Source organism: Methylomonas sp. DH-1, from assembly GCF_046097555.1.
Lineage (GTDB): Bacteria > Pseudomonadota > Gammaproteobacteria > Methylococcales > Methylomonadaceae > Methylomonas > Methylomonas koyamae.
Genome location: NZ_CP143089.1, coordinates 4,113,986 through 4,137,295 on the forward strand (window position 1 = coordinate 4,113,986; position 23,310 = coordinate 4,137,295).

20 protein-coding genes and 5 tRNA genes are annotated in these 23,310 nt (G+C 54.5%); 6 read left to right on the forward strand and 19 right to left on the reverse strand.

Going from position 1 to position 23,310, the window contains the following annotated elements; genetic code table 11:
- Positions 1-34 precede the first annotated feature (34 nt).
- From VXJ35_RS18825 to VXJ35_RS18880, 12 genes are all read right to left on the reverse strand, one after another.
- Positions 35-110, reverse strand: a tRNA-Trp gene (locus VXJ35_RS18825).
- Between the two features lie 34 nt (positions 111-144).
- A complete protein-coding gene (gene tuf / locus VXJ35_RS18830; protein WP_064022732.1) occupies positions 145-1,335 on the reverse strand; it encodes an elongation factor Tu in 1,191 nt (396 codons plus the stop codon).
- A 35-nt stretch (positions 1,336-1,370) separates the two neighbouring features.
- A tRNA-Thr gene (locus VXJ35_RS18835) sits at positions 1,371-1,446 on the reverse strand.
- Between the two features lie 19 nt (positions 1,447-1,465).
- Positions 1,466-1,539: transfer RNA gene (locus tag VXJ35_RS18840), tRNA-Gly, on the reverse strand.
- A 20-nt stretch (positions 1,540-1,559) separates the two neighbouring features.
- A tRNA-Tyr gene (locus tag VXJ35_RS18845) sits at positions 1,560-1,644 on the reverse strand.
- Positions 1,645-1,707: 63 nt separating this feature from the next.
- Positions 1,708-2,265: an aminoacyl-tRNA hydrolase gene (gene pth, locus VXJ35_RS18850; protein WP_064022741.1), complete on the reverse strand. Its 558-nt coding sequence runs from the start codon at positions 2,263-2,265 to the stop codon at positions 1,708-1,710.
- 16 nt (positions 2,266-2,281) lie between these two features.
- The gene (locus VXJ35_RS18855; RefSeq protein WP_064022742.1) at positions 2,282-2,878 is read right to left on the reverse strand and encodes a 50S ribosomal protein L25/general stress protein Ctc; all 597 of its coding nucleotides are present in this window, start codon (positions 2,876-2,878) and stop codon (positions 2,282-2,284) included.
- A 44-nt stretch (positions 2,879-2,922) separates the two neighbouring features.
- Positions 2,923-3,876: a ribose-phosphate diphosphokinase gene (locus VXJ35_RS18860; protein WP_064022743.1), complete on the reverse strand. Its 954-nt coding sequence runs from the start codon at positions 3,874-3,876 to the stop codon at positions 2,923-2,925.
- A 35-nt stretch (positions 3,877-3,911) separates the two neighbouring features.
- Positions 3,912-3,986 (reverse strand) — tRNA-Gln (locus VXJ35_RS18865).
- A 9-nt stretch (positions 3,987-3,995) separates the two neighbouring features.
- Complete coding sequence (gene ispE, locus VXJ35_RS18870) at positions 3,996-4,847, reverse strand: 4-(cytidine 5'-diphospho)-2-C-methyl-D-erythritol kinase (RefSeq protein WP_064023597.1); 852 nt, start codon at positions 4,845-4,847, stop codon at positions 3,996-3,998.
- Between the two features lie 20 nt (positions 4,848-4,867).
- Complete coding sequence (lolB, locus tag VXJ35_RS18875; protein WP_054762717.1) at positions 4,868-5,434, reverse strand: lipoprotein insertase outer membrane protein LolB; 567 nt, start codon at positions 5,432-5,434, stop codon at positions 4,868-4,870.
- A gap of 2 nt (positions 5,435-5,436) precedes the next feature.
- On the reverse strand, positions 5,437-7,161 hold the full coding sequence (locus VXJ35_RS18880) for a tetratricopeptide repeat protein (protein WP_064022744.1): 1,725 nt from the start codon (positions 7,159-7,161) through the stop codon (positions 5,437-5,439).
- 148 nt (positions 7,162-7,309) lie between these two features.
- Here VXJ35_RS18880 and hemA point away from each other — a divergent pair, with 148 nt between their 5' ends.
- Genes hemA through VXJ35_RS18900 form a run of 4 tightly spaced genes read left to right on the forward strand, consistent with a single transcriptional unit; the run spans position 7,310 to position 10,933 of the window.
- Entirely contained in the window at positions 7,310-8,560 is a 1,251-nt protein-coding gene (gene hemA / locus VXJ35_RS18885) for a glutamyl-tRNA reductase (RefSeq protein ID WP_064022745.1), read from the forward strand.
- A 6-nt stretch (positions 8,561-8,566) separates the two neighbouring features.
- On the forward strand, positions 8,567-9,652 hold the full coding sequence (gene prfA, locus VXJ35_RS18890; RefSeq protein WP_064022746.1) for a peptide chain release factor 1: 1,086 nt from the start codon (positions 8,567-8,569) through the stop codon (positions 9,650-9,652).
- A complete protein-coding gene (gene prmC / locus VXJ35_RS18895) occupies positions 9,645-10,511 on the forward strand; it encodes a peptide chain release factor N(5)-glutamine methyltransferase (RefSeq protein ID WP_064022747.1) in 867 nt (288 codons plus the stop codon). Before prfA ends, prmC begins: the two co-directional genes overlap by 8 nt.
- Positions 10,508-10,933, forward strand: a complete 426-nt coding sequence (locus VXJ35_RS18900) for a M67 family metallopeptidase (RefSeq protein ID WP_054762726.1) — start codon at positions 10,508-10,510, stop codon at positions 10,931-10,933. Before prmC ends, VXJ35_RS18900 begins: the two co-directional genes overlap by 4 nt.
- Here the strand turns inward: VXJ35_RS18900 and VXJ35_RS18905 are convergent.
- The 5 genes from VXJ35_RS18905 to VXJ35_RS18925 all read right to left on the reverse strand — a co-directional run bounded on the left by VXJ35_RS18905 (position 10,930) and on the right by VXJ35_RS18925 (position 17,569).
- Positions 10,930-12,318, reverse strand: coding sequence for a sigma-54 dependent transcriptional regulator (locus VXJ35_RS18905; protein WP_064022748.1), 1,389 nt, complete (start codon positions 12,316-12,318; stop codon positions 10,930-10,932). The genes VXJ35_RS18900 and VXJ35_RS18905 overlap by 4 nt on opposite strands.
- A gap of 5 nt (positions 12,319-12,323) precedes the next feature.
- On the reverse strand, positions 12,324-13,268 hold the full coding sequence (locus tag VXJ35_RS18910; RefSeq protein WP_064022749.1) for a cation diffusion facilitator family transporter: 945 nt from the start codon (positions 13,266-13,268) through the stop codon (positions 12,324-12,326).
- Positions 13,269-13,326: 58 nt separating this feature from the next.
- On the reverse strand, positions 13,327-14,754 hold the full coding sequence (locus VXJ35_RS18915) for a HAMP domain-containing sensor histidine kinase (RefSeq protein ID WP_231914782.1): 1,428 nt from the start codon (positions 14,752-14,754) through the stop codon (positions 13,327-13,329).
- Between the two features lie 176 nt (positions 14,755-14,930).
- Positions 14,931-16,382 (reverse strand): porin, encoded by a 1,452-nt coding sequence (locus VXJ35_RS18920; RefSeq protein WP_064023598.1) that lies wholly within the window; start codon positions 16,380-16,382, stop codon positions 14,931-14,933.
- Positions 16,383-16,717: 335 nt separating this feature from the next.
- Positions 16,718-17,569, reverse strand: coding sequence for an HDOD domain-containing protein (locus VXJ35_RS18925; protein WP_054762725.1), 852 nt, complete (start codon positions 17,567-17,569; stop codon positions 16,718-16,720).
- Between the two features lie 180 nt (positions 17,570-17,749).
- On the opposite strand from VXJ35_RS18925, the gene VXJ35_RS18930 reads away from it, so the two are divergent.
- Entirely contained in the window at positions 17,750-19,585 is a 1,836-nt protein-coding gene (locus VXJ35_RS18930; protein ID WP_064022751.1) for an EAL domain-containing protein, read from the forward strand.
- A 151-nt stretch (positions 19,586-19,736) separates the two neighbouring features.
- Positions 19,737-20,225: a hypothetical protein gene (locus tag VXJ35_RS18935; protein ID WP_064022752.1), complete on the forward strand. Its 489-nt coding sequence runs from the start codon at positions 19,737-19,739 to the stop codon at positions 20,223-20,225.
- A 45-nt stretch (positions 20,226-20,270) separates the two neighbouring features.
- Here the strand turns inward: VXJ35_RS18935 and VXJ35_RS18940 are convergent, their stop codons facing one another.
- Positions 20,271-21,611: a sigma-54 dependent transcriptional regulator gene (locus VXJ35_RS18940; RefSeq protein WP_054763602.1), complete on the reverse strand. Its 1,341-nt coding sequence runs from the start codon at positions 21,609-21,611 to the stop codon at positions 20,271-20,273.
- Entirely contained in the window at positions 21,608-23,149 is a 1,542-nt protein-coding gene (locus VXJ35_RS18945; RefSeq protein WP_082881000.1) for a PAS domain-containing sensor histidine kinase, read from the reverse strand. The genes VXJ35_RS18940 and VXJ35_RS18945 overlap by 4 nt, the downstream gene beginning before the upstream one ends.
- Between the last annotated feature and the right edge of the window lie 161 nt (positions 23,150-23,310).

The following is a 23,310-nucleotide window of genomic DNA, read 5'->3' on the forward strand; positions in this document are numbered from 1 at the left end:
CAGGACTTGAAATTAATTGAAACGATTTTCTGAGTGGCAGGCCAGGAGGGACTCGAACCCCCAACTTGCGGTTTTGGAGACCGCTGCTCTACCAATTGAACTACTGACCTAATTCAGAAAATAAACCTTCAGCCAAAAGCGGCGTTACTCGACGATAGAAGCCACAACACCCGCACCTACGGTACGACCACCTTCGCGGATCGCGAAGCGCAAGCCGTCTTCCATCGCGATCGGTGAGATCAATTTAACGGTGACGGAGATGTTGTCGCCCGGCATTACCATTTCTACGCCTTCAGGCAGCTCAACCGCACCGGTTACGTCGGTCGTTCTGAAGTAGAACTGCGGACGGTAGCCGTTGAAGAATGGGGTGTGACGACCACCCTCTTCTTTCGACAATACGTAAATTTCCGCTTTGAAATGGGAGTGCGGCTTGATGCTGTTTACGTGCGCCAATACTTGACCCCGCTCAACATCGTCACGTTTAGTACCACGCAACAGGATACCGACGTTGTCACCGGCTTGGCCTTGGTCCAGCAATTTGCGGAACATTTCGACACCGGTGCAGGTGGTTTTTTGGGTATCGCGAATACCGACGATTTCGACCTCTTCACCAACCTTAATGATGCCGCGCTCAACACGTCCGGTTACCACGGTACCGCGACCGGAAATGGAGAATACGTCTTCGATCGGCATCAGGAATTTGCCGTCGACCGCACGCTGCGGCTCTGGGATGTAACTGTCCAGCGCCTCAACCAGTTTAACAACCGATTGGACACCGATTTCGCTTTGCTCGCCTTCCAGTGCCTTCAACGCTGAACCAACAATGATTGGGGTGTCGTCGCCGGGGAATTCGTACTGATTCAACAATTCACGGATTTCCATCTCAACCAGTTCGATCAACTCAGCATCGTCAACCATATCGGCTTTGTTCAGGAACACGACGATGTAAGGCACACCTACTTGGCGAGACAACAGGATGTGCTCACGAGTTTGTGGCATCGGGCCGTCGGCAGCGGAGCAAACCAGAATAGCGCCGTCCATTTGAGCGGCACCGGTAATCATGTTTTTGACGTAGTCGGCGTGACCCGGGCAGTCAACGTGGGCGTAATGGCGATTGGCTGACTCGTATTCAACGTGAGAGGTTGAAATGGTGATGCCGCGAGCGCGCTCTTCGGGTGCGTTGTCGATTTGATCGAATGCTTTTGCTTCGCCACCTTGCAGTTCAGCCATCACTTTGGTCAAAGCCGCTGTCAGCGTGGTTTTGCCGTGGTCAACGTGGCCGATTGTCCCTACGTTTACGTGCGGTTTCTTTCTTTCAAATTTTTCTTTAGCCATTTCGAAACACCTACAACAATACGATCAAAATAAACTGGAGCTCATAACCGGATTTGAACCGGTGACCTCTTCCTTACCAAGGAAGTGCTCTACCTACTGAGCTATATGAGCAAAAACAACCTACTCAGAATGGAGCGGGTGATGGGAATCGAACCCACGCAATCAGCTTGGAAGGCTGGAGTTCTACCATTGAACTACACCCGCAGGATTCCTCAAAAACAAGGTGGTGGAGGGGGGAGGATTCGAACCTCCGAAGGTAGAACCGGCAGATTTACAGTCTGATCCCTTTGGCCGCTCGGGAACCCCTCCGTACTTATTCGATCAATTTTCCTCTTCTTTCCCAAAGAGGTCAAGCTTTTTTTAAACCACTCCTTACGACAGCGAATTAACAACAGTTAAATCACCCGCCAGCAAAGCATCAACATCCTTCAGCAAAATTTCAAACAAATCGGAGAGCCGTGCCAACGCATCCCCAGAAAAACCGGACAATACATAATCAGCAACACCACCCACCAGAGGCCGACTTATTCCGATTCGCAAACGATAAAAATCTCTAGTTCCGATATGATCAATAATGTCGCGCAAACCGTTGTGCCCCCCATGCCCCCCGTCCCGCTTAAGCCTAACCAAACCTTCCGCCAACTCAAGCTCGTCATGCACCACCAACAGCTCGCTAGGGTCCAGCTTGTAATACCGCAAAACCGCACCAACCGAAGCACCGCTTCTGTTCATAAATGCCATTGGCTTCAACAACAAAACCTTGCCGTCACCAACAAAACACTCAGCAACATCCGCTTGAAATTGCCCAGCACGAGACCACCCGCCACCACAAAATGCAGCCAAACGATCTACAAACAAAAACCCGGCATTATGCCGGGTTTTTTCATACTGCTGACCAGGATTACCCAGACCAACAATTACCTTAATCATTCGCCCTTTCGGATAATCATTCAGACTCTTCCGAACCCCTGGTTTTCACAACCTGAGCCACCGGATGATTATGCTCAGCACCATGAGCCAAAGCAGGCAACTCGACACCCGCCGGCAACACCAAATCAGACAAGTGAATGGTCGCCCCGATATCCACCCCAGCCAAATCCACTTCGATGAATTCCGGCAACGCCGAAGGCATACACACCACCTCGACATCAGTCATGGCGTGAGTCACGACACCGCCCTTCTTGACACCAACGCAGACAGCTTCATTAACAAAGTGCAAAGGAACATGGACTTTCAGCCTATGAGAATCATCGACACGCATGAAATCCATATGCAAAATCTGAGGCTTTGCAGGATGACGTTGAATGTGCTTCAAAACCGCTTTCTCAGTTTTACCGTCAACAGTCACATCCAGGACGTGGGAATAAACCGCCTCATGCGTAAGGTGCTTGACGATCTCGTTATGATCCAATACCAGCATTTGAGGAGAAGCAGAGCCGCCGTAAATAACCGCTGGCACCTTACCTTGACGACGAACAACTTTCGCAGAAGCACTCCCCACGCCAACACGGGCCTCCGCAACAAATTCAAACACGTTTGCCATTATTTCTCCTCACGCTTGCCATTCAAGCACTACTTTAATTCTTGTTAATCAACATATAACGAACTCACGGACTCTCCAACCGCTATTCGCCTTATAGTTTCAGCCAGCATTTCAGCGACGCTTAACTGCCTAATCTTAACAACCCCCACCAACTCTTCAGTCAGCGGTATCGTATCGGTCACAACCAACTCATCAAGCAAGGACTGCCTGACATTCTCTGCCGCAGGCCCGGACAACACAGGATGCGTACAGTAAGCAACGACTTTTTTCGCACCATGCTTCTTCAATGCCGCAGCCGCGTGACAAAGCGTTCCCGCCGTATCTACTAAGTCATCGACCATTACACAGGTTCTGCCGTCGACATCACCGATGATGTGCATGATTTCGGAGACATTTGGCCTAGGCCTGCGCTTATCTATAATCGCCAAATCCGCATCACCCAACCGCTTGGCAATCGCCCTCGCCCTCACTACGCCGCCAACATCAGGAGAGACGACTATCAAATCCGGATATTCTTGCCGCCAGATATCACCCAACAAAATCGGAGATGCATACACATTATCGACCGGAATTCCGAAAAACCCCATAATCTGATCAGAATGCAAATCGACCGTAAGCGCCCGATCCGCACCAGCATTACCAATCATGTCAGCCACCAAACGCGCCGTTATCGGAACCCGCGCCGATCGCGACCGCCTGTCTTGTCGCGCATAGCCATAGTATGGCATCACCGCAGTTATCCTTGCAGCAGACGCACGCCGAAGCGCGTCAATCATCACCAACAATTCCATCAAGTTTTCATTGGTGGGCGAACAAGTCGGCTGAATAACAAACACATCCCTTCCGCGGACATTCTCTTGAATCTCCACAAAAATCTCGCCATCGCTAAAACGACCGACGCTAGCCATGCCCAGACGCATATTCAGCTTCTTTACGATACCTTCAGACAAGGCCTTATTGGCATTGCCGGAGAATACCATTACCGAAGCTTCGCGCATTCAAGCACTCCCAAGGGATTTAAATTTGGAAATTATGGCTGGGCTGCTAGGATTCGAACCTAGGTATGCGGGGATCAAAACCCCGTGCCTTACCGCTTGGCGACAGCCCAATAATTGAATTAAAACCTTCCTTGTCCTAACTTAGCGTGAAGAGGCGACCTATCGACGCCTTTGGCGAGATAAACCTGCCACACCTCACTTAATTCGAAGAACGCGCACCTTGCTAAATCTTCGGAATCAAATTCCGCAAAAACACAAGCACCCGTCCCGGTCAGCCTAGCCACTCCGAATTGCGACAAGGCTTCGACAGCCTCTGTGATTGTAGGATATAAATCACTCACAACCGGAAGGCAATCGTTTCGTGCATCCCCTGCAAGAAAGTCCGTCATTGTGATGGGTTTGCTATTCCTTGTCAACCCATCAGCCAAAAAAATTTGCCTCGTGTCGACATGGCAATCCGGCTTAACTACCACGACCCACCGATCAGGAACGCTAACTGCGGAGAGCTTCTCTCCAACACCCTCTGCCCAGGCAGTACGACCAAACACAAACACAGGAACATCAGCCCCCAAGCGCAACCCCAGCTCCATCAGCGTTTCCAAGGAAAGCCCCAACCCCCAAAGCCGATTCAACACCAACAACGTTGTAGCCGCATCGGAACTCCCACCGCCCAAACCGCCGCCCATCGGCAAATTTTTCTCGATCTCGATCCACACACCCTCAGCGCAACCGGTATATTCTTTGAGCAACCTAGCCGCCCTTACGGTCAAATCGTCGCTCTCGGGCACCCCAGGGATTGGGTTCCGTAACCTAACCCTGCCATCCGTGGACGGACTGAAACTAATCCAATCGCATAAATCGATAAATCGAAAAACGGTTTGCAATAGATGGTAACCATCCGCTCGGCGACCGGTTATTCTCAACATCAGATTCAACTTTGCCGGAGCCGGCCACTTCTCGCCCCACCCCATCGAATTCAATTGCCCCTCAGTCACGACAAATCCCACTGATCCACTATTAACTTAATTTTTGTCCTGTCTTTCTCGATATTGATTTTCTTGGGCAAAGACGCCGCCTCGATCCGATGCGAATCTTTAAAAGTAACCCGCCAGCCGGCTTGCATAAAACCGGCATCCAACTCGACATCCGGCAAATCGGGATCGATAATACCGAACACCCAATATTTCAGCGACTTGACCGGCATCGCCACACCCAACCGCTCGGACAGGACCTGCTCTGCAGAACCGAAGAACTCTTGCTGATTTTCGCCGTCGTCAATAGTAACGGTACCGTCGGCCACACTGATCGCCAACCGGCCTTGCGCCAAGGGTCCAAGCAGCTCTATATCGTCTCTGACTCCGCGATGCCGCCAGTTCACGGACGCGGAAAACGACTCCCGCTCATCCGCAACCGCCAGCCTGCCGGCAAAAGCCCATTGCTCATGCGCCTGCAATGCCTGGGTTTCGAAGGGACGGTAGACGGACACGCCGGATTCGTTAACCAGCGAACAAGCCGACAACGCCAAAAAACAAGTCAATCCCAACCCACGAAGAAGCATAATCACTGGCCGTTCTGCAAAAAGCGTTTTTTGAATTCGAGCAGATATTCGTCATCCGGAGATTTTTTAAACGCGGCATCGAACAATTCCCTCGCCTGCTTTTTGTCGCCCATCTCCCAGAGCACCTCGGCAATATGGGCGGCAATCTCGTTTTCCGGTTGTTTCTCGTAGGCCTTGCGCAAATATTCCAAGGCCAACGCCAACTTACCCTGCTTATACAGCAACCAACCGTAGCTATCGACGATCACCGGCTCATCGGGTTGCAACTCGATGGCCTTGCCCAAATATTTTGCCGCCTCATCGTAGCGTTGCGTTCTATCGACTAAGGTATAACCCAGCGCATTCAACGCCGCCACGTCGTCCGGTTTCTTCTCCAAAATCTTCAACAAGTCGGCTTCCAGAACGTCAAGCTTATCCAAACGCTCAGCAACCAGCGCACGGGCGTAAAGCACATCGCGATTATCCGGAGCCTCCTTAAGCGCCAAACTTAATGCATCGAAAGCTTCCTGATACCGGCCGGACTGGTTGTACAACTCCGCCTTGACCATCAGAATCCGTAGACGCTGCTCAGGATATTTGACCTCCATCCGCTTGACGCGCGCCTCGACGTCATCTAAACGCTTCTGCCCCATCAACAACGACACTGCCGCCATATCGGCGTCGAACGCATAATTGCCCTCTTCGACCCGATCGAACCAAGCCAAGGCTTTTTCCGGTCGCTGCTGGTCCAGCTCTATCTTGCCCAGATAAAAACTGGCCTGGCCTTCCCATTCCGGATTGGACAAAAGCTTCTCCAAAGTATTTTCGGCTTTGTCGACCTGGTTTTGCTGCATGTGAATCAAAGCCAGCGTAAACAGTGTCTCGGGATCGTCGGGCTTATCGTCGAGCACCGACTGGCAAAGCTTGATCGCGTCGTCGTAATCGCGATTACTGACCAAAACCTCCAACAGCATTTTGCGCAGCTGCTTGTCATTCGGCGCTTGTTTGACCGCTTTTTCCAGATACTCTCTGGCCTTGGCCAAGTCGCCTGCGCGCCCGGCCAACTGGGCTTGAAAGATAACCGCCTTGTTCCAGTCGGGCTCCAATAACAGCGCTTGGCTGATTTTTTGTTGGGCCAGTTCGTTTTGTTGCAGTACCGAAGCCAATACGGCCTGGACGAAGAAGATGCCGGCATGCGCCGGACGCATTTGCGCCAACTCATCCAACACGTCGTAAGTAAACTGAGTCCGGCCCTCTTTTTCCAACAGTTTGCTCATCTCCAGCAACCCGGCTTCGAAACCGGCAGGATCGTCGGCCAGCATAGCATCGAGATTATCCAGCGCAGCCTTACGGTCCGAATTCTTAATCGCCAACAGCGCCGCGAATTTTCTGGCCGCCAAATTTTTGCCGTCTTTAGACAGCCATACCGTCAACGCCTCCCGCGTCCGCGTTTCGTCCTTCAAGAACAAACCGATTTTCACCGCCCTTTCGGCGATGCGCGGATCGTCGACCCGTTTTGCGGCCTGCAAGTACGCATCCATCGCCAAATCGTATTGGTTGCGCTGGCCTGCCAACTCCGCCGCCATCAGCAAATACAACACCTCTTCGTCGATCACGGTGTTGCGGTTAACCCGGCTCTCCAGGCCGTCGACCTTTGCCGGCCGCCCCTCGACCGTTGCCTCCTTTTCAGGCGCAACAGCACATCCGGCTAAAGATAAAACTATTGCTGTGGCTATCCATTTGTTCATGCAATCAATCGACCCGTGTTCAGAAAATTGTTTTAAATAGATTACCAGAAAAACCCCGGCGAGTAGGGCCGCTGTTTGATTGGATTTGGACAAAAACAGCGCATTACTTAAAATATAGGAATTTTCTTAAGTGATTACGCTTAAACCAATGACTCTTCTTGCCGTAGGGATAAATTACAACACAGCGCCGGTCGCCGTCCGCGAACGGTTAGCGTTCCCGTCGGAAGCCCTGGAAAGCACGCTGAAAAATTTGTGGAGCATCCGCGAAATCAGCGAAGCGGCAATACTTTCTACCTGCAACCGTACCGAATTTTACTGTCAGGCCGATAGCGACGACCAAAGCTCGCTGGTGGAATGGATTGCCGATACCAAGCGGATCAAACCCGCCGAGTTCACGCCCTACCTATACAGCTATAAAGACAGCCAATCGATTCGCCACATGTTTCGCGTCGCCTGCGGCCTGGATTCGATGATACTCGGCGAACCGCAGATTCTAGGCCAGATGAAAACCGCCTACCACGCCGCCTCGCAAGCCGGCACGCTGGGCCGCAACCTCAGCAAGCTATTCCAGCACACCTTTTCCGCCGCGAAAAAGGTGCGTACCGATACGGCGATCGGCTCCAGCCCGGTTTCCGTGGCCTTCGCCGCGGTGCAACTGGCGCAGCAAATCTTCGACAAGCTGAGCGACCAGACCGCACTGTTGATCGGCGCCGGCGAAACCATAGAACTCACCGCCCGGCATTTGTTCCAACACGGCATCGGCCGGATTATCATCGCCAACCGCACTTACGATAAAGCGCACGCGCTCGCCGCCCAATTTAACGGCTATGCCATCTCGCTGGCGGAACTGCCCAACCATCTGGCCGAAGCCGATATCGTAGTTTCGTCCACCGCCAGCCAGTTGCCGATTTTAGGCAAAGGCCGGGTCGAGAGCGCGATCAAAATCCGTAAACACAAACCGATGTTCATGGTCGATTTGGCCGTGCCGCGCGATATCGAGGCCGAAGTCGGGCACTTGCGCGACGTTTATCTGTACACGGTCGACGACCTGCAGCACACCGTGAACCAGAACATGGACTCCCGCCGCCGCGCCGCCGAACAAGCCGAAGAGATCATCGACACCCAAGTCGAACATTTCCTGGCTTGGCTGCGCTCGCAAGGCGCCCAAGAAACCATTCGCGATTACCGTGCCCAAGCGGAGCAGACCCGCGACGAAGCCTTGCAACGAGCGCTAGCCCAACTCAACAGCGGCGCCAGCGCCGAAGACGTGTTGCAACGCCTGGCCCATACCCTGACCAACAAACTCATCCATACCCCATGCGCGCAACTGCGCGATGCCGGCGCCAACGAACGCCACGACCTGATCGCCGCCTCCCGCGAAATTTTCAAATTAAGATAACTGTTAATGAAACCCTCGATAAAAACCAAGCTGGAAAACCTCGGCGAGCGCTTCGAAGAAATTACCGCGCTGCTAACCCAACCGGAAGTGCAAAGCAACCAAAACCAATTCCGCAGCCTGAGCCAGGAGTATGCCCAGCTCGAACCCATCGTCGCCTGCTACAAACAATACCAAGATAACGAAGCCAATTTGGCAGCGGCCAAGGAAATGGCCAAAGACAGCGACCCGGAACTGCGAGAGATGGCCAAGGAAGAAATCGCCGCGGCCGACAGCCGGCGGGAAATCCTGGAGCAGGAATTGCAAATCCTGCTGCTGCCGAAAGACCCCAACGATAACCACAACGTCTTTCTGGAAGTCCGCGCCGGTACCGGCGGCGACGAAGCGGCGATTTTTTCCGGCGACCTGGCGCGCATGTACCAACGCTATGCCGAGCGCCAAGGCTGGAATGTGGAAATCATCAACGAAAACCGCGGCGAGCATGGCGGCTACAAAGAGATCATCATGCGCGTCGCCGGCCAGAACGTCTATTCGCAATTGAAATTCGAATCCGGCACGCACCGGGTGCAGCGGGTGCCGGAAACCGAATCGCAAGGCCGCGTCCATACCTCGGCTTGCACCGTGGCGATCATGCCGGAAGTCGACAGCGTCGACGAAATCGAGATCAATCCGGCCGATCTGCGCATCGACACCTACCGCGCCTCCGGCGCCGGCGGCCAGCACGTTAACCGCACCGACTCGGCGATCCGCATCACCCACATTCCGACCGGCGTCGTCGTCGAGTGTCAGGACGAGCGCTCGCAACACAAAAACCGGGCGCGGGCAATGTCGGTACTGCAAGCGCGTTTGCTGGCCGCCGAACAAGAAAAAATCCATGCCGAACAATCGGAAAGCCGCAAACTGCAGGTGGGCAGCGGAGACCGTTCCGAGCGCATCCGCACCTACAATTACCCGCAGGGCCGCCTGACCGACCACCGCATCAACCTGACGCTGTATAAATTGGAAGACATTATGGAAGGCGCGCTGGAGCAAGTCATTCAACCCTTGATCCACGAGCATCAGGCCGAATTGCTGACCCAGCTCGGCAATGTCTGACGCCGATCGCGGCCGACCGGCAAGCATCGCCGATTTGCTGGCTTCCGCCGCCCGCACGCTAGCCGAAAGCTCCGAAACCGCCTGGCTCGACGCCGAAGTTCTGCTTTGCCATTGCCTGGATAAGCCGCGCTCATATCTGCGCGCCTGGCCGGAGCACCGGCCGGATGCCGAACCGGTCGCCGAATTTCGCAGCTTGCTCGAACGCCGCCGGCAAGGCGTTCCGGTGGCTTATTTGACCGGCTGCCGCGAATTCTGGTCGCGCGACTTTCTAGTCAACGCCGACGTACTGATTCCGCGACCGGATACCGAGTTACTGATCGAACTCTGCTTGAGCTTGCTGCCGGCCGATAGTCCCGGCAAGGTCATCGATCTGGGCACCGGCTCCGGGATACTGGCGATTACGCTGGCCGCCGAACGGCCGCTGGCCCGAGTCACCGGTACCGATGTCAGCTTGGCGGCACTGAAAATCGCCAAGCGTAACGCTGCGCAGCTCCGGGTAACTAACGTCGAATTCGCCGCATCGAATTGGTTTGCGGAAATTACCGAATCCGTTTTCGACTTGGTGGTCAGCAACCCGCCGTATGTTGCCGACGACGACCCGCATTTGCAGCAGGGCGATGTCCGTTTCGAACCGGCCGGCGCTTTGGTCAGCGCCGAAAACGGCCTGAAAGACATCCGCTTGATCGCCGAACAAGCCCGAGCCCACCTGAAGCCACAAGGACACCTGCTGCTGGAACACGGTTACAATCAACAAGCCGGCGTCCAGGCGATTTTGGCGGCGCTCGGTTACCGGCAGATCGCCACGCACAACGATTTAGCGAATAATCCTCGCGTTACCACAGGGGTATGGAATTCATGACCAACACTTTAGAAATCAACCTGCCGCGCAAACTGACCAACCAATTGCTGCATCTGGCGCAAATGTCACCGGAGGCCGAGATCTGCGGTTTGATCGGCGCCGACGCCAGCGGCAAACCGGTCGGCTGCTACCCGGTCAACAACAGTGCCGCCGAGCCGAAACGCCGATTTTTACTGGATGCGGCCGAACAAATCGCGGCGATGAAGCAAATGCGCGAAAACGGGCAAAGCCTGTTCGCGATTTACCATTCCCATCCCGACGCGCCGGCCACGCCCTCGGCCACCGACATCGCCGAAGCCGCTTATCCGGATGCGCTGAATTTGATTATTTCGTTGAACACCAAAGGCGTATTGGAAATGCGCGGCTTCAAAATCGACGGCAATAACGTCACCGAAGCCGTATTGAATTTGATCGAAGCCTAGGAGCCCTTGCACTTCAGGTTGTATTTCTGCACCCGGTAACGCAAAGTCTCGCGGGTCGTGCCCAACATCCGTGCAGCCGCGGTGACGTTTTCGTCGGTGCGGTTCAATACTTCCTGGATCAGGTATTTCTCCATATCGTGCAAGCTCAGACTGCCGTCCAACGGCAAAAAAATGCCGTTTTCGTTTTGCTGCACGGCCGGACCGGTCGGTGCATTCGGCAATTGCAACCAATGCTCGGGAAAGTTCTCGTCGGTTGCCAGCAACACGCAGCGCTCGACCACATTGCGCAATTCGCGCACGTTGCCGTGCCAATCGTAGCCTTTCAATAAAGCCCAGGCCTGTTTGGAAATTTTGCTGACATTCTTCGCCGACTTGCGGTTGCTCTCGGCGACGAAAAACGGCACCAGTTCGTCCAAATCCTGCTTGCGCTCGCGTAAGGCCGGCACCCGCAAGCTCATCACGTTCAGGCGGTGGTACAAATCGCTGCGGAATAAGCCCAGCTCGACTTTTTGCAACAGATTCAAGTTGGTGGCGGCGATGATTTGCACGTCTATCGCAATCTCGGTTTCGCCGCCCAAACGCCGAATGCGCAAATCCTCCACCGCCTTCAGCAACTTGGTCTGCAAATCCAGATCCATCTCGCCGATCTCGTCGAGAAACAAAGTGCCGGTGTGGGCTTGCTCGAACAAACCGCGGTGGCGCTTCTTGGCACCGGTAAACGCGCCGGCTTCGTAACCGAATAATTCCGATTCCAACAATTCCCGCGGCAACGCCGCACAGTTGATCTCGATCAGCGGCGCATTGGCCCGGTTGCCGGAGGCGTGCAGAATGCGGGCGATCAAGCCCTTGCCGGTACCGGTTTCGCCGGAAATGATCAAACTGGAAAACGGCGTTTTCGCCACCTGGGCGATCATGGTCCTCAGTAAAGTCGCCGCCTGACTGCCGCCGATCAAGGCATCTACCGTGTGCTTGCTGTTGCGCGCCATCGCCTGCTGCTGCACCTGGCGCTGGGCCCGCGCACTGCGCGCTGCACCTTCGACCAACAAATTCAGCCGCTCCAGCTCGCAGGGTTTTTCGACGAAATCGTAAGCGCCCAAACGCACCGCCCGCACCGAGTCGGCAACCCCGCCGTAACCGGTTAAAAACACCCATTCGCTGCTGACGATTTTGTCCTTGATTCTTTCCAGCAAATCCAGGGCATTGCCGTCCGGCAGGTTCATGTCGGACAACACCACCAACGGATCGATAGTCTGGCTCAACAAATGCCGCTCGGCTTGTTGCAGATTCTCGCTAATCGTCACTTCCCAATTTTTTTTCCGAAAAAAACGCGCCAGCTCGGAACCGAGCAAGGCCTCATCTTCGATGATTAACAGAGTGTCCGGCATAGGCGTTATTTATGCTCCCAGGAGGCAAGGTCTTCGATCGGTTCCAGATGGGTGTCGATATCGATGTTGTCCAAATTGTCCATGATCCGCCGCTCGATGTCTTCAAGCAAATCGTGGCCCTGCTGTACGCTCCATTGGCCCGGCACCAGCACGTGCACCGACATGAAACGGCGGGCGCCGGCGTAACGGGTCCGCAAGGCGTGGTAGGCAATGGCATGGCTGGCGACGTATTGCTCCAACACCGCAACGATGGCTCTGACCTCGTCGGCCGGCAAGGCCGCGTCGAGCAATCCGGAAACGGTACGCCGAATCAACTGCAAGCCGGCCCAAACGATATGCAAAGCCACGCCGATCGCCAGCAACGGATCCAGAATTTCCCAGCCGGTCATACCCAGACTTTTCGCCAGACTCAAACTGGCTTCGAACCGGTTGCCCACTGAAATCAAGGCAATCCCTACCAGGATGCCGACCGTGGTCCAGACGTCGGTCATCAAGTGCTTGCCGTCGGCTTCGAGCGTGATCGATTGCCGGTTGCGGCCAACCCGGATCAAAATGCGCGCGACGGCCAGATTAATCAACGACGCGAACACCGATATGGCGATACCCAAATCCAGTTGTTGCAAAGCCTGGGGATGCCACAAGCGATCCCAAGCCGAAAAGCCGATGCTGAAAGCTGCAAGCAGAATCATCACGCCTTCGGCGCCGCTGGAAAAATACTCGATTTTCTCGTGGCCGTAGGCATGGGTAGCATCCGGCGGCCGGGCGGAAATACTCAACACGGCAACCATGATCACCGCCGCCAACAAATTAATCACTGATTCCAGCGCATCGGATAACAAACCCACCGACCCGGTCAGCCAATAGGCGTAACTTTTCAGCGCGATAGTCGACACGGCCGCGGCGATGGACAGCCAACCATAAGCGGCGAGAGATTTCGGTGCGTCAGCCATTAGCGTTGCATTGTCAGAAAAGGCTGAATATTAGCAGATTGAACTACGCCGGCCGGCCTCATACGGTCAGCGGCAAGGTCAATGTTACGCAAGCATGGCCCTGAGCATCGTTTTGCAATTGCAGCGCCCCTTGGTGGTCTTTGGCGAAACGCCGGACCATCGCCAACCCCAAACCGCTGCCGCCGTCCTTCAGGCTGACAAAGGGGCGGATGCCGTGACACAAAAAATCGGCGCTGAAACCCGGACCGGAATCGGCCACGGTAAGCTCCAACTTGTCGTCTACAATCTCGGCCGTGACGTCGACGGCGCCGTTATTGGGGCCAATGGCCTGCACCGCATTCAACAATAAATTCAGGATCGCCTGGCGGAACTCGCTCTCCGGCAAGAATGCATACAGGTTATCGGCCACCCGACAATTGAACGCCACATTTTCCCGGGCCTGGTATTTCAGCAAGGTTAACAATTCTTCCAGCAAAGGCTGCACCGCGACCCGTTGCGACGTCTCGCCGTTACTGCGGGCCGAGGCCAATAAATCGTTCAAATTGCGAGTCAGCCGCTGCACTTCGCGGTACACCATCCGCAACCGTTCCGCCAATTCGCTGTCGCCGCATTCCTCCAACATGTTCTCCAGTGCCAATTGGATACTGGCCAGCGGATTGCGCAGTTCATGGGCGGTGCTGGCCGCCAATTCGGCTAATGCCGCCAAACGCTCTGCCTTGGCCAACTGCTGGCTGCGCTCCAGCAAAGCGTGGCTGGTTTGCCGGACCCGGTATTCCAGCAATTCGGTATGCTGCAAATGTTCGCGTTCCAACTCCACCAGACGCGAGACCAAATGGTTATAGCGGTCGAACAAGGCGTGCATTAAAGGATCCGAGGTGCTGCGGTTGATCGGCTTCATTTCGCCTTCCGCCAGACCGGACAACAATTCCTTCAAACAATCCAACGGTTCCAATACATTGGTGCGGAAGAAATAACCGACGATCCACAGCAGCAACAGCGGCAACAAAATCGCCAACTGCATTTCGAGTTCGCCGTCGTCCTCGATATTGATCAACAACCGCTCTTCTTCTTGAGCCTGGCGGTCCAAAACCTGCTTAATCAATTGCAGGGCATGGACCAGATTGGCCTGGTCGCCCTGCACCGCCTTGCCGAACACTTCCTGCAATTGCTGCAGATTAGCCGGAATCGCGCTGTCGTAGTCGCTCAAGCCGCCGATCAATTGTTCCTGGATATCGGACATTTGGCTTTTCTCGGCTTCGGAGGCGCTCTGATTGGTCGACAGCGTCAATTGCAGTTGCAGCAGTTCGAATAGCGTATCTTCCAAATGGTGGCCGCGGCCGATATCGCGTTCGATGATGTGGATCCGCTGATCGTTAACCCAGGTCAAGCGGCCGATCGCCAACAATTCGGCAATCACCAACAGGCCAAGAACAAAGCTGACGAAAATAACCGGCCGAAACAGCAGGCGGCGCATGGTGGGGTACATAGGCGGATACCGGGTAATCGTAAGATAGCTGGGGAGTTTACCCGACGTTGTTCGAAGTCGGTAAGCGGATAGCTAGCGACATCCGGTTTTTATTCGGCAAAAAAAACGCCTCGTTTCAGGAAAAACGAGGCGTTCATTCCACACATGCCGCTGCCCGGGTAATACCCGCGGCTCGATTAGTAGTTGAACTGCAACTGGGTACGGATCATGTCGCCGCTGGCTTGCTGCAAAAATCCGGCGGCGGTTGTTTGAGTTTGGATTTGGGTACGGTTCATAGTCGAGTAAGCCACAGTTAACTCCAAAGCCTTATTGATTTGATACTCGACACCTGCCTCGACTTCATCAACCGACACTCTCGGGGCATTGGTAACGCCTTTCCACGCGCCGTCGTAGGTTTGCCATTTCACATAAGGGAACATCGTGCCTTTGGTACCGAATACTTCGTCGATTTTGTACATGGCTTGGACATAACCGCCTTCCAAATGTTTGCGGTCGATGACGTTGGTTACCGGATCGAGCGTGGAGCCCGCCCCCCAGTTCCATTCCGCTTGCAAGCCAAATGGTTGCGGGAATAAGACTGCGTGGACGCCTACCCGGTCTTCGCTGTTATCCCGCGCGGTCGGGGTGCCGGAACCGAAGCGGCTGGTATACGCCGCAGTGGATCGGTTAAACCGGCCCGATAACGCATCGGCACCGATTTCCAAAACCTGGCCCCGCATTGCACTGCCGAGAAACCCCAACTCGAATGGATAGGTAGAGTGGGCTACCAAATACATCCCGTCATTGGCTTCGGCTTTGTTGATACCTTGACCGTTATAAACACCGATACCCAAGACACCGTAATCACCCGAGGTTTTCAAGCCCTTCTTGGTCAAATCCTTCCAGAGCTTTTGTACGTCGGACGGACTCCAGTAGGCAAATAAGCCCAAATCGCGTTCGCTGGGTACCGCGCTGTTCAGGGCGTCGTCGCGGTCCAGGGTCAAACGGTTTTGCGAGGATTGCAGGTTTTCCCAACCGAACGGTACTTTCGATTGGCCGGCGCGAATCCGATATTCATGGGCTTTGTCGAAGGCCAAGTCGGCATAAGCATCGCGCAACTGGGCAAAGTTTAGGTCGCCGTTGGTAGTGGCGAAATCCGGTTGCAAGTACAACGAGATATAGTCGTTGATGTCGCCGGAGAAAACCAAACGTACCCGGCGCAATGAGAAGTTACTGTTATTGCCGATCGAACCATCGCCGACCGATTTCAGCTCCGGTTCGCCAGCGACGCGATCCCCACTCAGAGGCTGGTTATAACGCATCTGGGTATAACCGCGCATGTTGATCTTGTTGAACCACTTCTCGTCGTTCTTGGCCTTGTCTTCGCGCTGAGCCACGATATGCTCTTCGATGGCTTTCAATTCGTTGGTTTTCAGTTCCAGATCGGTTTGAATCGCAGTCAAATCGGCTTTTTGTTTGGCATTGTCTTCGACTTTTTCGAAAGACCCTAATTTGGTCCGGCCGGGACCGGGCTCGGCAAAGATCTGCTTGGTTTTGTCGTCCACGTACAGGTCCAACGCGACGGCTTCGGCAAAGCTGCCGGCACCCATCACCGCCACGATTGCCAAACTAAGCTTGGAAAGTTTCATCAAAAATGCTCCGTAATTTAAATAAATCAATAAATTAAGACAGGCCAACCGGCTTGGCCGGCGAGTTTGGAAGCATTTTAGGGAGGCAATATGACAGCTTTGTGACAGCTCGGTTTAAGCAACGCCAACGTTGCTTAAGGGCAACAAATCCGCCGAATCGGATCGAAAATATTTGATAGGCAGCACATATTCAACCGCGCGGCTTGCCGCCGGCAATCATGCAACAAAGCTGTCCTTTTTGGATTTGCAAGCGTGGCGGCCGCAAAAACGGCCGTAACATTTGCGTCACAACCGGCGGCAAGCCTTAGGGGGCCGGCACGGAAAAGCGGGATAAATTAGCGGGAGGGGTAGAACAGTTTAAAAATGACTTCGAATTCGTCGCTGATCTTGTCCAGTACAAAACTGATTTGTTCCGGGGACAGGTTGAGGGCGCTGACCGCCAGCGCGTCGTAAGGGTTCTCGATCCGGCTCAGGCAATTGGCCAACCGCACCATCGCGGCCAAGTCGGAATACGGGCTGATGGTGTCCGGAAAACTATGCAAGCGGATGCTTTCCACAATGGCTTCCGGCAGATTCCAGAGCTGGCACAGTTGGGCACCGACCTGAAAATGGTCGAATCCGATCACGCTTTGCTCGGTATGGACATCGTCGTCCACTTCCAGATGCGCCTGCGCTTGCAACAGCAAATCCACTTCCCGAGCCAATACCGGAATCCGGCGGTAGAACACCAACTGGCCCAAGTTGTGCAGCAAACCGCAGATAAAGGCGACTTCCGCGTGGTGCTTGCCGAATTGCGCGTCGAGTTCGCGGGCGATCAGCGCGCAACGCAGATTGCGCGCCCAAAAGTCGTGTATCGTGAAAATCTGGCCGGGCAAATCGGAAAACCGCTCCACGATAACCGCGCCAAGCACCAGATTCTGCAGCTCGCGGGTACCGATCAGCGTGATGGCACGGGCAATGGAACCGACTTGGGCCGGAAAGCCGTAGAAAGCGCTATTGACGATCTTCAACAACTTGGCGGCCAGCGCTGCGTCGTTCTCGATCACGAACGCGGCGTCCTTTGCGGTCTTGGCGGAATCGTCGACGATCTTCTTCAATTGGAAGTAAATATTGGGGGGAGAAGCGAGTTGGAGATCGCCCCGCAACAAATCGGCAATGGTTAACGTGGAGGGTGAGGATACTATCATCAACAATTCTAAATTTATAAATTTGCACCTATACTAACTGGAAATAGCATAGAAACGACTTTAAAGTCTGCGCTTAACCCTAGTCCATTTCAATGGAATTACAAGCTTTACCAATGCCGGCCACTCTCCCAGCCCATGTTTGAAGCTCCCCATTTCCAACAAATACCTGGATGGTATTAAATGTTTGCCAGTGACGCGCTCAAAGAAAAACTCATCGTCGTAGCGGAACATGACGAAATCTCCGCGTTGAAAATCATATCCACGCTAAAAGCCAAAGGTTTTAGCCATATTCTCCAAGCCGCCAGCGGCGAAGAAATCTACCAATTACTCCGCCCTTACAGCGAAACCCCCGACGCCATCGGCCTGATCGTGCTGAATACGGCGTTGCCGCAGTGCAAAGTCCATGAGATGTGCCGTAACCTGTCCAGCACCACGACCGCGTCGGTGATTCCGGTGTTGTTGTTAAACAGCGAACACTTCGAGTGCGCCTCCGAGCATTGCCCAACCGAACCCGAATCCGATTGCCTGACTTACCGGATCCACACCCCGGTCAACACCCAGGAATTATTGTTGGCCGTGAAATTTCTGCTGAGCCTGAAGCAGGAACGCCAGTTGCGCCAACGCCAGGAAGAACAATTGATCAACGAGTTGGCTGCGAAAAACGTCATCGACGCCAAGCTCAAATTTCTGGTGGCGCACGACGAACTGACCGGCTTATTCAACCGCAGCAGCTTCGAGCGCCAGTTACGCCTGATTTTGAACCGCAGCAACAAAACCCAAAAAGACGGGGCGCTGTTGTTCATCGACGTCGACCGCTTCAGCCTGATCAACGAATTGGAAGGCTTCGAGGTCGGCGACCGGCTGCTGGTGGAGCTGGCGATTCTGGTCAGAAAAATGACGCCGCCGGCCAGCCTGTTTGCCCGCATCGGCGCCGACGAATTCTGTTTGTTCATCGAGAACAAGACCAAGAAACAGGCACAGCTTTTGGCCGAAACCATCAAGAACACCGTCGACAATTTCCGCTTCTTCACCGGCGAGGTCTGCTACAGCGCATCGGTTTCGATCGGCATCGCCACGCTGGACAATTCGGTATCGGCCTTCCACCCCGGCGAGATGATTCTGCACGCCCGCCAGGCCTGCAATTTCGCGAAAAACACCGGCCGCGACAAGGTCTGCGTCTACAACAGCGAAGACCTCACGGTTAAGGAAAGGCGGCGCGACATCTATTGGGTGCCGTTGATCCGTAAAGCGTTGCGCGACAACAGCCTGTTTCTGGTATTTCAGCCGGTAGTGCAATTGGCCGACGGCAATATCTCCCATTACGAAGTCTTGCTCCGAATGCGCGGCGAGGGCGACGAGATCATCACGCCGGACCAGTTCATTCCGGTAGCCGAGCGCACCGGCTTGATTCACGCCATCGACCTATGGGTGGTGGAAAACGCCATCGACTTCCTGGCCGCGCTGCCGTCTTACATGTCCTACGTGTCATTGGCGATCAACCTGTCCAGCACCGCGTTCCAATACCCGGATTTGCTATCCACGATCAGCGACAAGCTGGAAATGACCTGGGTCGACGCCGGCCGCCTGACCTTCGAAATCACCGAAACCGCCGCCGTGGATAACTTCGATAAAACCCGGCACATGATCAATAAAATTCGCGCTTTGGGCTGCAAATTCGCGCTCGACGATTTCGGCGCCGGATTTTGTTCCTTCAATTATTTGAAAACCTTTCCGGTCGATTATGTAAAAATCGACGGCCAGTTTATTAAAAACCTGCTGGAAAACGAAACCGACCAGATTCTAGTGAAATCGATGGTGGAAATTGCCTCGAAATTGGGCAAGAAAACCATCGCCGAATTTGTCGAATCGACCGGCACCGCGCTTAAATTGAAAGAAATCGGCGTCAATTTCGGCCAGGGTTACGCATTCGGCAAACCCGACCGTAATTTAATCGACAGCCAGGTTTCCAATGCGATATTGTTCGCCGCGCCCAAATCGCCCACCAAGGTTATTTAAAGTTTATGCGGGGAAAAACTCCCGCGCTTAACAGCAAGCCAATTGGTTTACCGGCATGGCGCGCTCTGGTATATTCGGATTCGGCAATCCTATTTGCCATTGCAGCGTACTTAAACTTTAATAAATAGAATTAAAACAAGGGGGAAGGACTATGGCTGAATTGCTTTTCATCGCAACGACTATTTTCGTGGCTTATGTGGTATTTGTAGTATTAGGCGGCAAGAAGGAAGTTCCGGAAACTCCGAAAGCCGAGGCGCCCAAACCGGAAGCTGCCAAGCCGGCGCCGCTCGCGGAACCTGTCGCCCCGCCCGCCGCCGCCAAAACCGTAGAAAAGCCCACCAAACCAGCCCCCGCCAAACCCGCCGCGAAAACCGCCAGCAAAGCCGCCAGCAAAGCCGCTCCGGCCAAAACCGCCGCAACCAAACCGGCCGCAAATCCCGACAGCCTGAAAAACCCGAAAACCGGCGAAGTCGCCAAATTCCCGGCCAGCTACTCCTTTGCCAAACGCTGGATCAAAGACGCGCTGGTAGAAGAAGGCCTGCTGGACAAAGTCTATAAAAACAACGAGCTGGACGAGGCCACCAACGCCAAAATCCAAGCCGCGCTACAACAATTGAGAACGCTGGACAAATACCAATAACGACGGCGGCCTTGCGGCAGCCTTGCGCAGCAGGCTGCCGGCCGCTTATTCCAGACCGAGTTTCTTCAACCGGTAACGCAACGAGCGGAAACTCATGCCCAAATATTTAGCCGTCGCGGTTTTATTCCAGCGGTTTTCCTCCAAAGCCGAACTCAGCGCTTTTTTCTCGATATCTTCCAGATAACTTTCCAGCGACATTTTTTCGGCATCGAAATCTTCCGCCGCGGCCAAGTCCAAACCCGTCGGCAAATTCAAATCGTCGACCTCGATCACGCCGCCCTCGTGCAGCGCCAAAGCCCGCTCCAAAATATTTTCCAACTCGCGGACGTTGCCCGGAAAATAATACTGTTTCAGCGCATTCAACGCCGCATCCGACAGGCGCGGGATAGCAATACCGTTGGCCCGCGCCAAACCTTGCAGCAGATGTTCGGTCAATTGCGGAATATCGGCGGCTCGCGCCCGTAATGGCGGCAGATTCAATTCGATGACGTTGATCCGGTAATACAAGTCCTGCCGAAAACTGCCTTCCTGAACCATTTTGGCCAAATCCCTGTGGGTTGCGCTCAGCAAACGCACGTCCACCGGAATTTCGCGCTGCTCGCCGATCGGACGGATTTTCTTTTCCTGTATCGCCCGCAGCAATTTGACTTGCAAAGCCAACGGCAAATCTGCCACTTCGTCCAGAAACAGCGTGCCGCCGTCCGCGGCTTGAAACAAACCTTGCTTATCGCTGACCGCCCCGGTGAAGCTGCCTTTTTTGTGGCCGAAAAATTCGCTTTCCATCAATTCGTGCGGAATCGCGCCGCAATTGATGGCGATAAAAGCCTTTTCGCTGCGCGGGCTTTGCTGGTGGATCAGCCGCGCCACCAATTCCTTGCCGGAACCCGACTCGCCGCTGATGTAAACCGGCGCCTGGTTGCGCGCCACTTTATCGATCTTGGAGCGGATATTGCGCATCGGCGCCGATTCCCCGAGCAACAAATCGCGGGTGCGGCGTTCCTTTTCGGCCACCCGGTTCAGCGAGATCTGCAAGGCATGGCTGACCAATTGCCTTAACACCGCCAGATCGACCGGCTTGGACAGAAAATCGAACGCGCCTTTTTTCATGGCCTTGATCGCGATATCCATGCTGCCATGGGCGGTGATTACCGCCACCGGCAGTGTCAAACCTTGGGCCTGGATGTAATCGACCAGTTCCAAGCCGTCTCCGTCCGGCAAGCGCATGTCGGTCAAGCATAAATCGAAGGATTGGTTAGCCAGACAGTGCTTGGCTTCGGCTAACGTAGCCGCGCTACGGGTCTGGATCTGCATCCGGTTTAACGTGATTTCCAACAGTTCCCGAATATCGGGTTCGTCGTCGACCACTAACGTAACAGGCATATTCATATTTCAATCGCCGCCCGATCGGCATTCGCCAATAACAAGGTAAAACAGGATTTTTCGCCGGGGGCGTAATTCAACTCGGCCCGGTTCAATTCGGCCAATTCCTTGGAAATGTAAAGTCCCAACCCGGTCCCCTGGTGAGACGTGGTGAAAAACGGTTCGAACAGATGCTGTAGATTGTCGGCGCCGATACCGGGCCCGTTGTCTATCACGCTGATGTAAGGCGAGCCTTGCGCCATGCCCGCCTCGACCAGAATCGGCCCCGCTTCCGGCCGGCCATACTTCAACGCATTGGCGCACAGATTGTCCAGAATCTGCTTCAAATGGCCGGCGTCGATACAGGCAGCGAGTGCGTGGGTCTGAAACGACAGTTTGAACGTATCCTCCGCCAGCCCCAGATTGAGGCGTTGTTCGCTCAAGTAAGCCGGCAGCCACTGGTCGAGCACAATTTTCTGCTTCTGGGATGGCGCCCGCCGCGACAGCTTCAGAATGTCTTCGATGATACCATTCACCCGCTGGCAGTGAATCCGGATGATTTCGGTCAGGCGCAAATCCTGGGCATCCAGCGCGCGCGATTCCGCCAACAATTGGCCGGCATGGCTGATCGCTGCCAGCGGGTTGCGGATTTCGTGGGCGATACTGGCCGTCAACCGGCCCAAGGAAGCCAATTTGCTTTGTTGCAAGCGCTGATTGTACAAGGCGATGTCTTCGAAAATCATCATGTTCAAAGTTTCTTCTTCCACGGCCAACGCCGAGAACTGAACTTGAATTTCGCTACGGTCGGGCAAAGACACGATGGCAAAATCCTGCTCGCGGCGTTCGCGCCACATCTCGAAAGCCTGCTGCAATTGCGGCGAGATTTCGGCCAATGCCTGCGGCTGCCGTTCCAGCCCCAACAAGCGCAGTGCCGATTGGTTGGACAATTGGGTGGCCTGGCGGTCGTCGACGATCATGATGCCGGATTGCAAATGCTGAATGATGTAGCGGTTCAGGCTTTCCAGGCGGGCGATGGTCTGCTCGTGGCGTTGTGCCAGAATCGCGGCCTGCTCGGCGCGTTGCGCCAGGATCACCGACAGAAAGGCAATCGAAAAAAAAGCCACGCCGAGCATACCGGCATAGGTCAGCGTCGTGGTTTCGAAGGCGCGGGTCTGGATTGCATAAAGCTCCTCGGCCAAAATCGCCAGGCTGGCCAAGGCGGCAAACAAGATCGCGCAACGGCCGCCGACCAACAGTCCGCCGGCCGCTATCGATATCGCCAATAAGATGCCGATGCCGCTGCCGACGCCGCCACTGGCGTGCATCATCAACGTGACCAACACAATATCGGTAAAGATAAAAATCTGAGCCAACCGGGCGTAACCCAGCCGTTGGCGAAATGCGATCGGCCCGGCAATCAACGAAATCGCCAAATAGGCCGCACTGGCGAACTGGTACAATGCCGCGTCGTAGGCGCCGAGCAAGGACGGGCCGAAACGCAAATAAAACAGCATCGAGAACAGGCTGGCCGTGACGAAACGGTACAGGGCAAAGATTTTCAGCATCAGCCAAGCCTGCCGACTGGGAATACCGTAACCTTTGGAAAAGGGACAGGGGTATAAAGTGTCGGCCGCAGGGGTTCGCATTGCCCGTCGTTTTTTCAGGAGTTGTTTAAAATTAGTGTCCGGCAATCATAGCACCAACTTGGAACGCCGCGATGTCCGCC

What these genes read in the sequence shown, in the direction of transcription:
- tuf (WP_064022732.1), bottom strand. Translation starts at nt 1,335, where the DNA reads ATGGCTAAAGAAAAATTTGAAAGAAAGAAACCGCACGTAAACGTAGGG.
- pth (WP_064022741.1), bottom strand. Translation starts at nt 2,265, where the DNA reads ATGATTAAGGTAATTGTTGGTCTGGGTAATCCTGGTCAGCAGTATGAA.
- VXJ35_RS18855 (WP_064022742.1), bottom strand. Translation starts at nt 2,878, where the DNA reads ATGGCAAACGTGTTTGAATTTGTTGCGGAGGCCCGTGTTGGCGTGGGG.
- VXJ35_RS18860 (WP_064022743.1), bottom strand. Translation starts at nt 3,876, where the DNA reads ATGCGCGAAGCTTCGGTAATGGTATTCTCCGGCAATGCCAATAAGGCC.
- ispE (WP_064023597.1), bottom strand. Translation starts at nt 4,847, where the DNA reads ATGGGGTGGGGCGAGAAGTGGCCGGCTCCGGCAAAGTTGAATCTGATG.
- lolB (WP_054762717.1), bottom strand. Translation starts at nt 5,434, where the DNA reads ATGCTTCTTCGTGGGTTGGGATTGACTTGTTTTTTGGCGTTGTCGGCT.
- VXJ35_RS18880 (WP_064022744.1), bottom strand. Translation starts at nt 7,161, where the DNA reads ATGAACAAATGGATAGCCACAGCAATAGTTTTATCTTTAGCCGGATGT.
- hemA (WP_064022745.1), top strand. Translation starts at nt 7,310, where the DNA reads ATGACTCTTCTTGCCGTAGGGATAAATTACAACACAGCGCCGGTCGCC.
- prfA (WP_064022746.1), top strand. Translation starts at nt 8,567, where the DNA reads ATGAAACCCTCGATAAAAACCAAGCTGGAAAACCTCGGCGAGCGCTTC.
- prmC (WP_064022747.1), top strand. Translation starts at nt 9,645, where the DNA reads ATGTCTGACGCCGATCGCGGCCGACCGGCAAGCATCGCCGATTTGCTG.
- VXJ35_RS18900 (WP_054762726.1), top strand. Translation starts at nt 10,508, where the DNA reads ATGACCAACACTTTAGAAATCAACCTGCCGCGCAAACTGACCAACCAA.
- VXJ35_RS18905 (WP_064022748.1), bottom strand. Translation starts at nt 12,318, where the DNA reads ATGCCGGACACTCTGTTAATCATCGAAGATGAGGCCTTGCTCGGTTCC.
- VXJ35_RS18910 (WP_064022749.1), bottom strand. Translation starts at nt 13,268, where the DNA reads ATGGCTGACGCACCGAAATCTCTCGCCGCTTATGGTTGGCTGTCCATC.
- VXJ35_RS18915 (WP_231914782.1), bottom strand. Translation starts at nt 14,754, where the DNA reads ATGTACCCCACCATGCGCCGCCTGCTGTTTCGGCCGGTTATTTTCGTC.
- VXJ35_RS18920 (WP_064023598.1), bottom strand. Translation starts at nt 16,382, where the DNA reads ATGAAACTTTCCAAGCTTAGTTTGGCAATCGTGGCGGTGATGGGTGCC.
- VXJ35_RS18925 (WP_054762725.1), bottom strand. Translation starts at nt 17,569, where the DNA reads ATGATAGTATCCTCACCCTCCACGTTAACCATTGCCGATTTGTTGCGG.
- VXJ35_RS18930 (WP_064022751.1), top strand. Translation starts at nt 17,750, where the DNA reads ATGTTTGCCAGTGACGCGCTCAAAGAAAAACTCATCGTCGTAGCGGAA.
- VXJ35_RS18935 (WP_064022752.1), top strand. Translation starts at nt 19,737, where the DNA reads ATGGCTGAATTGCTTTTCATCGCAACGACTATTTTCGTGGCTTATGTG.
- VXJ35_RS18940 (WP_054763602.1), bottom strand. Translation starts at nt 21,611, where the DNA reads ATGAATATGCCTGTTACGTTAGTGGTCGACGACGAACCCGATATTCGG.
- VXJ35_RS18945 (WP_082881000.1), bottom strand. Translation starts at nt 23,149, where the DNA reads ATGCTGAAAATCTTTGCCCTGTACCGTTTCGTCACGGCCAGCCTGTTC.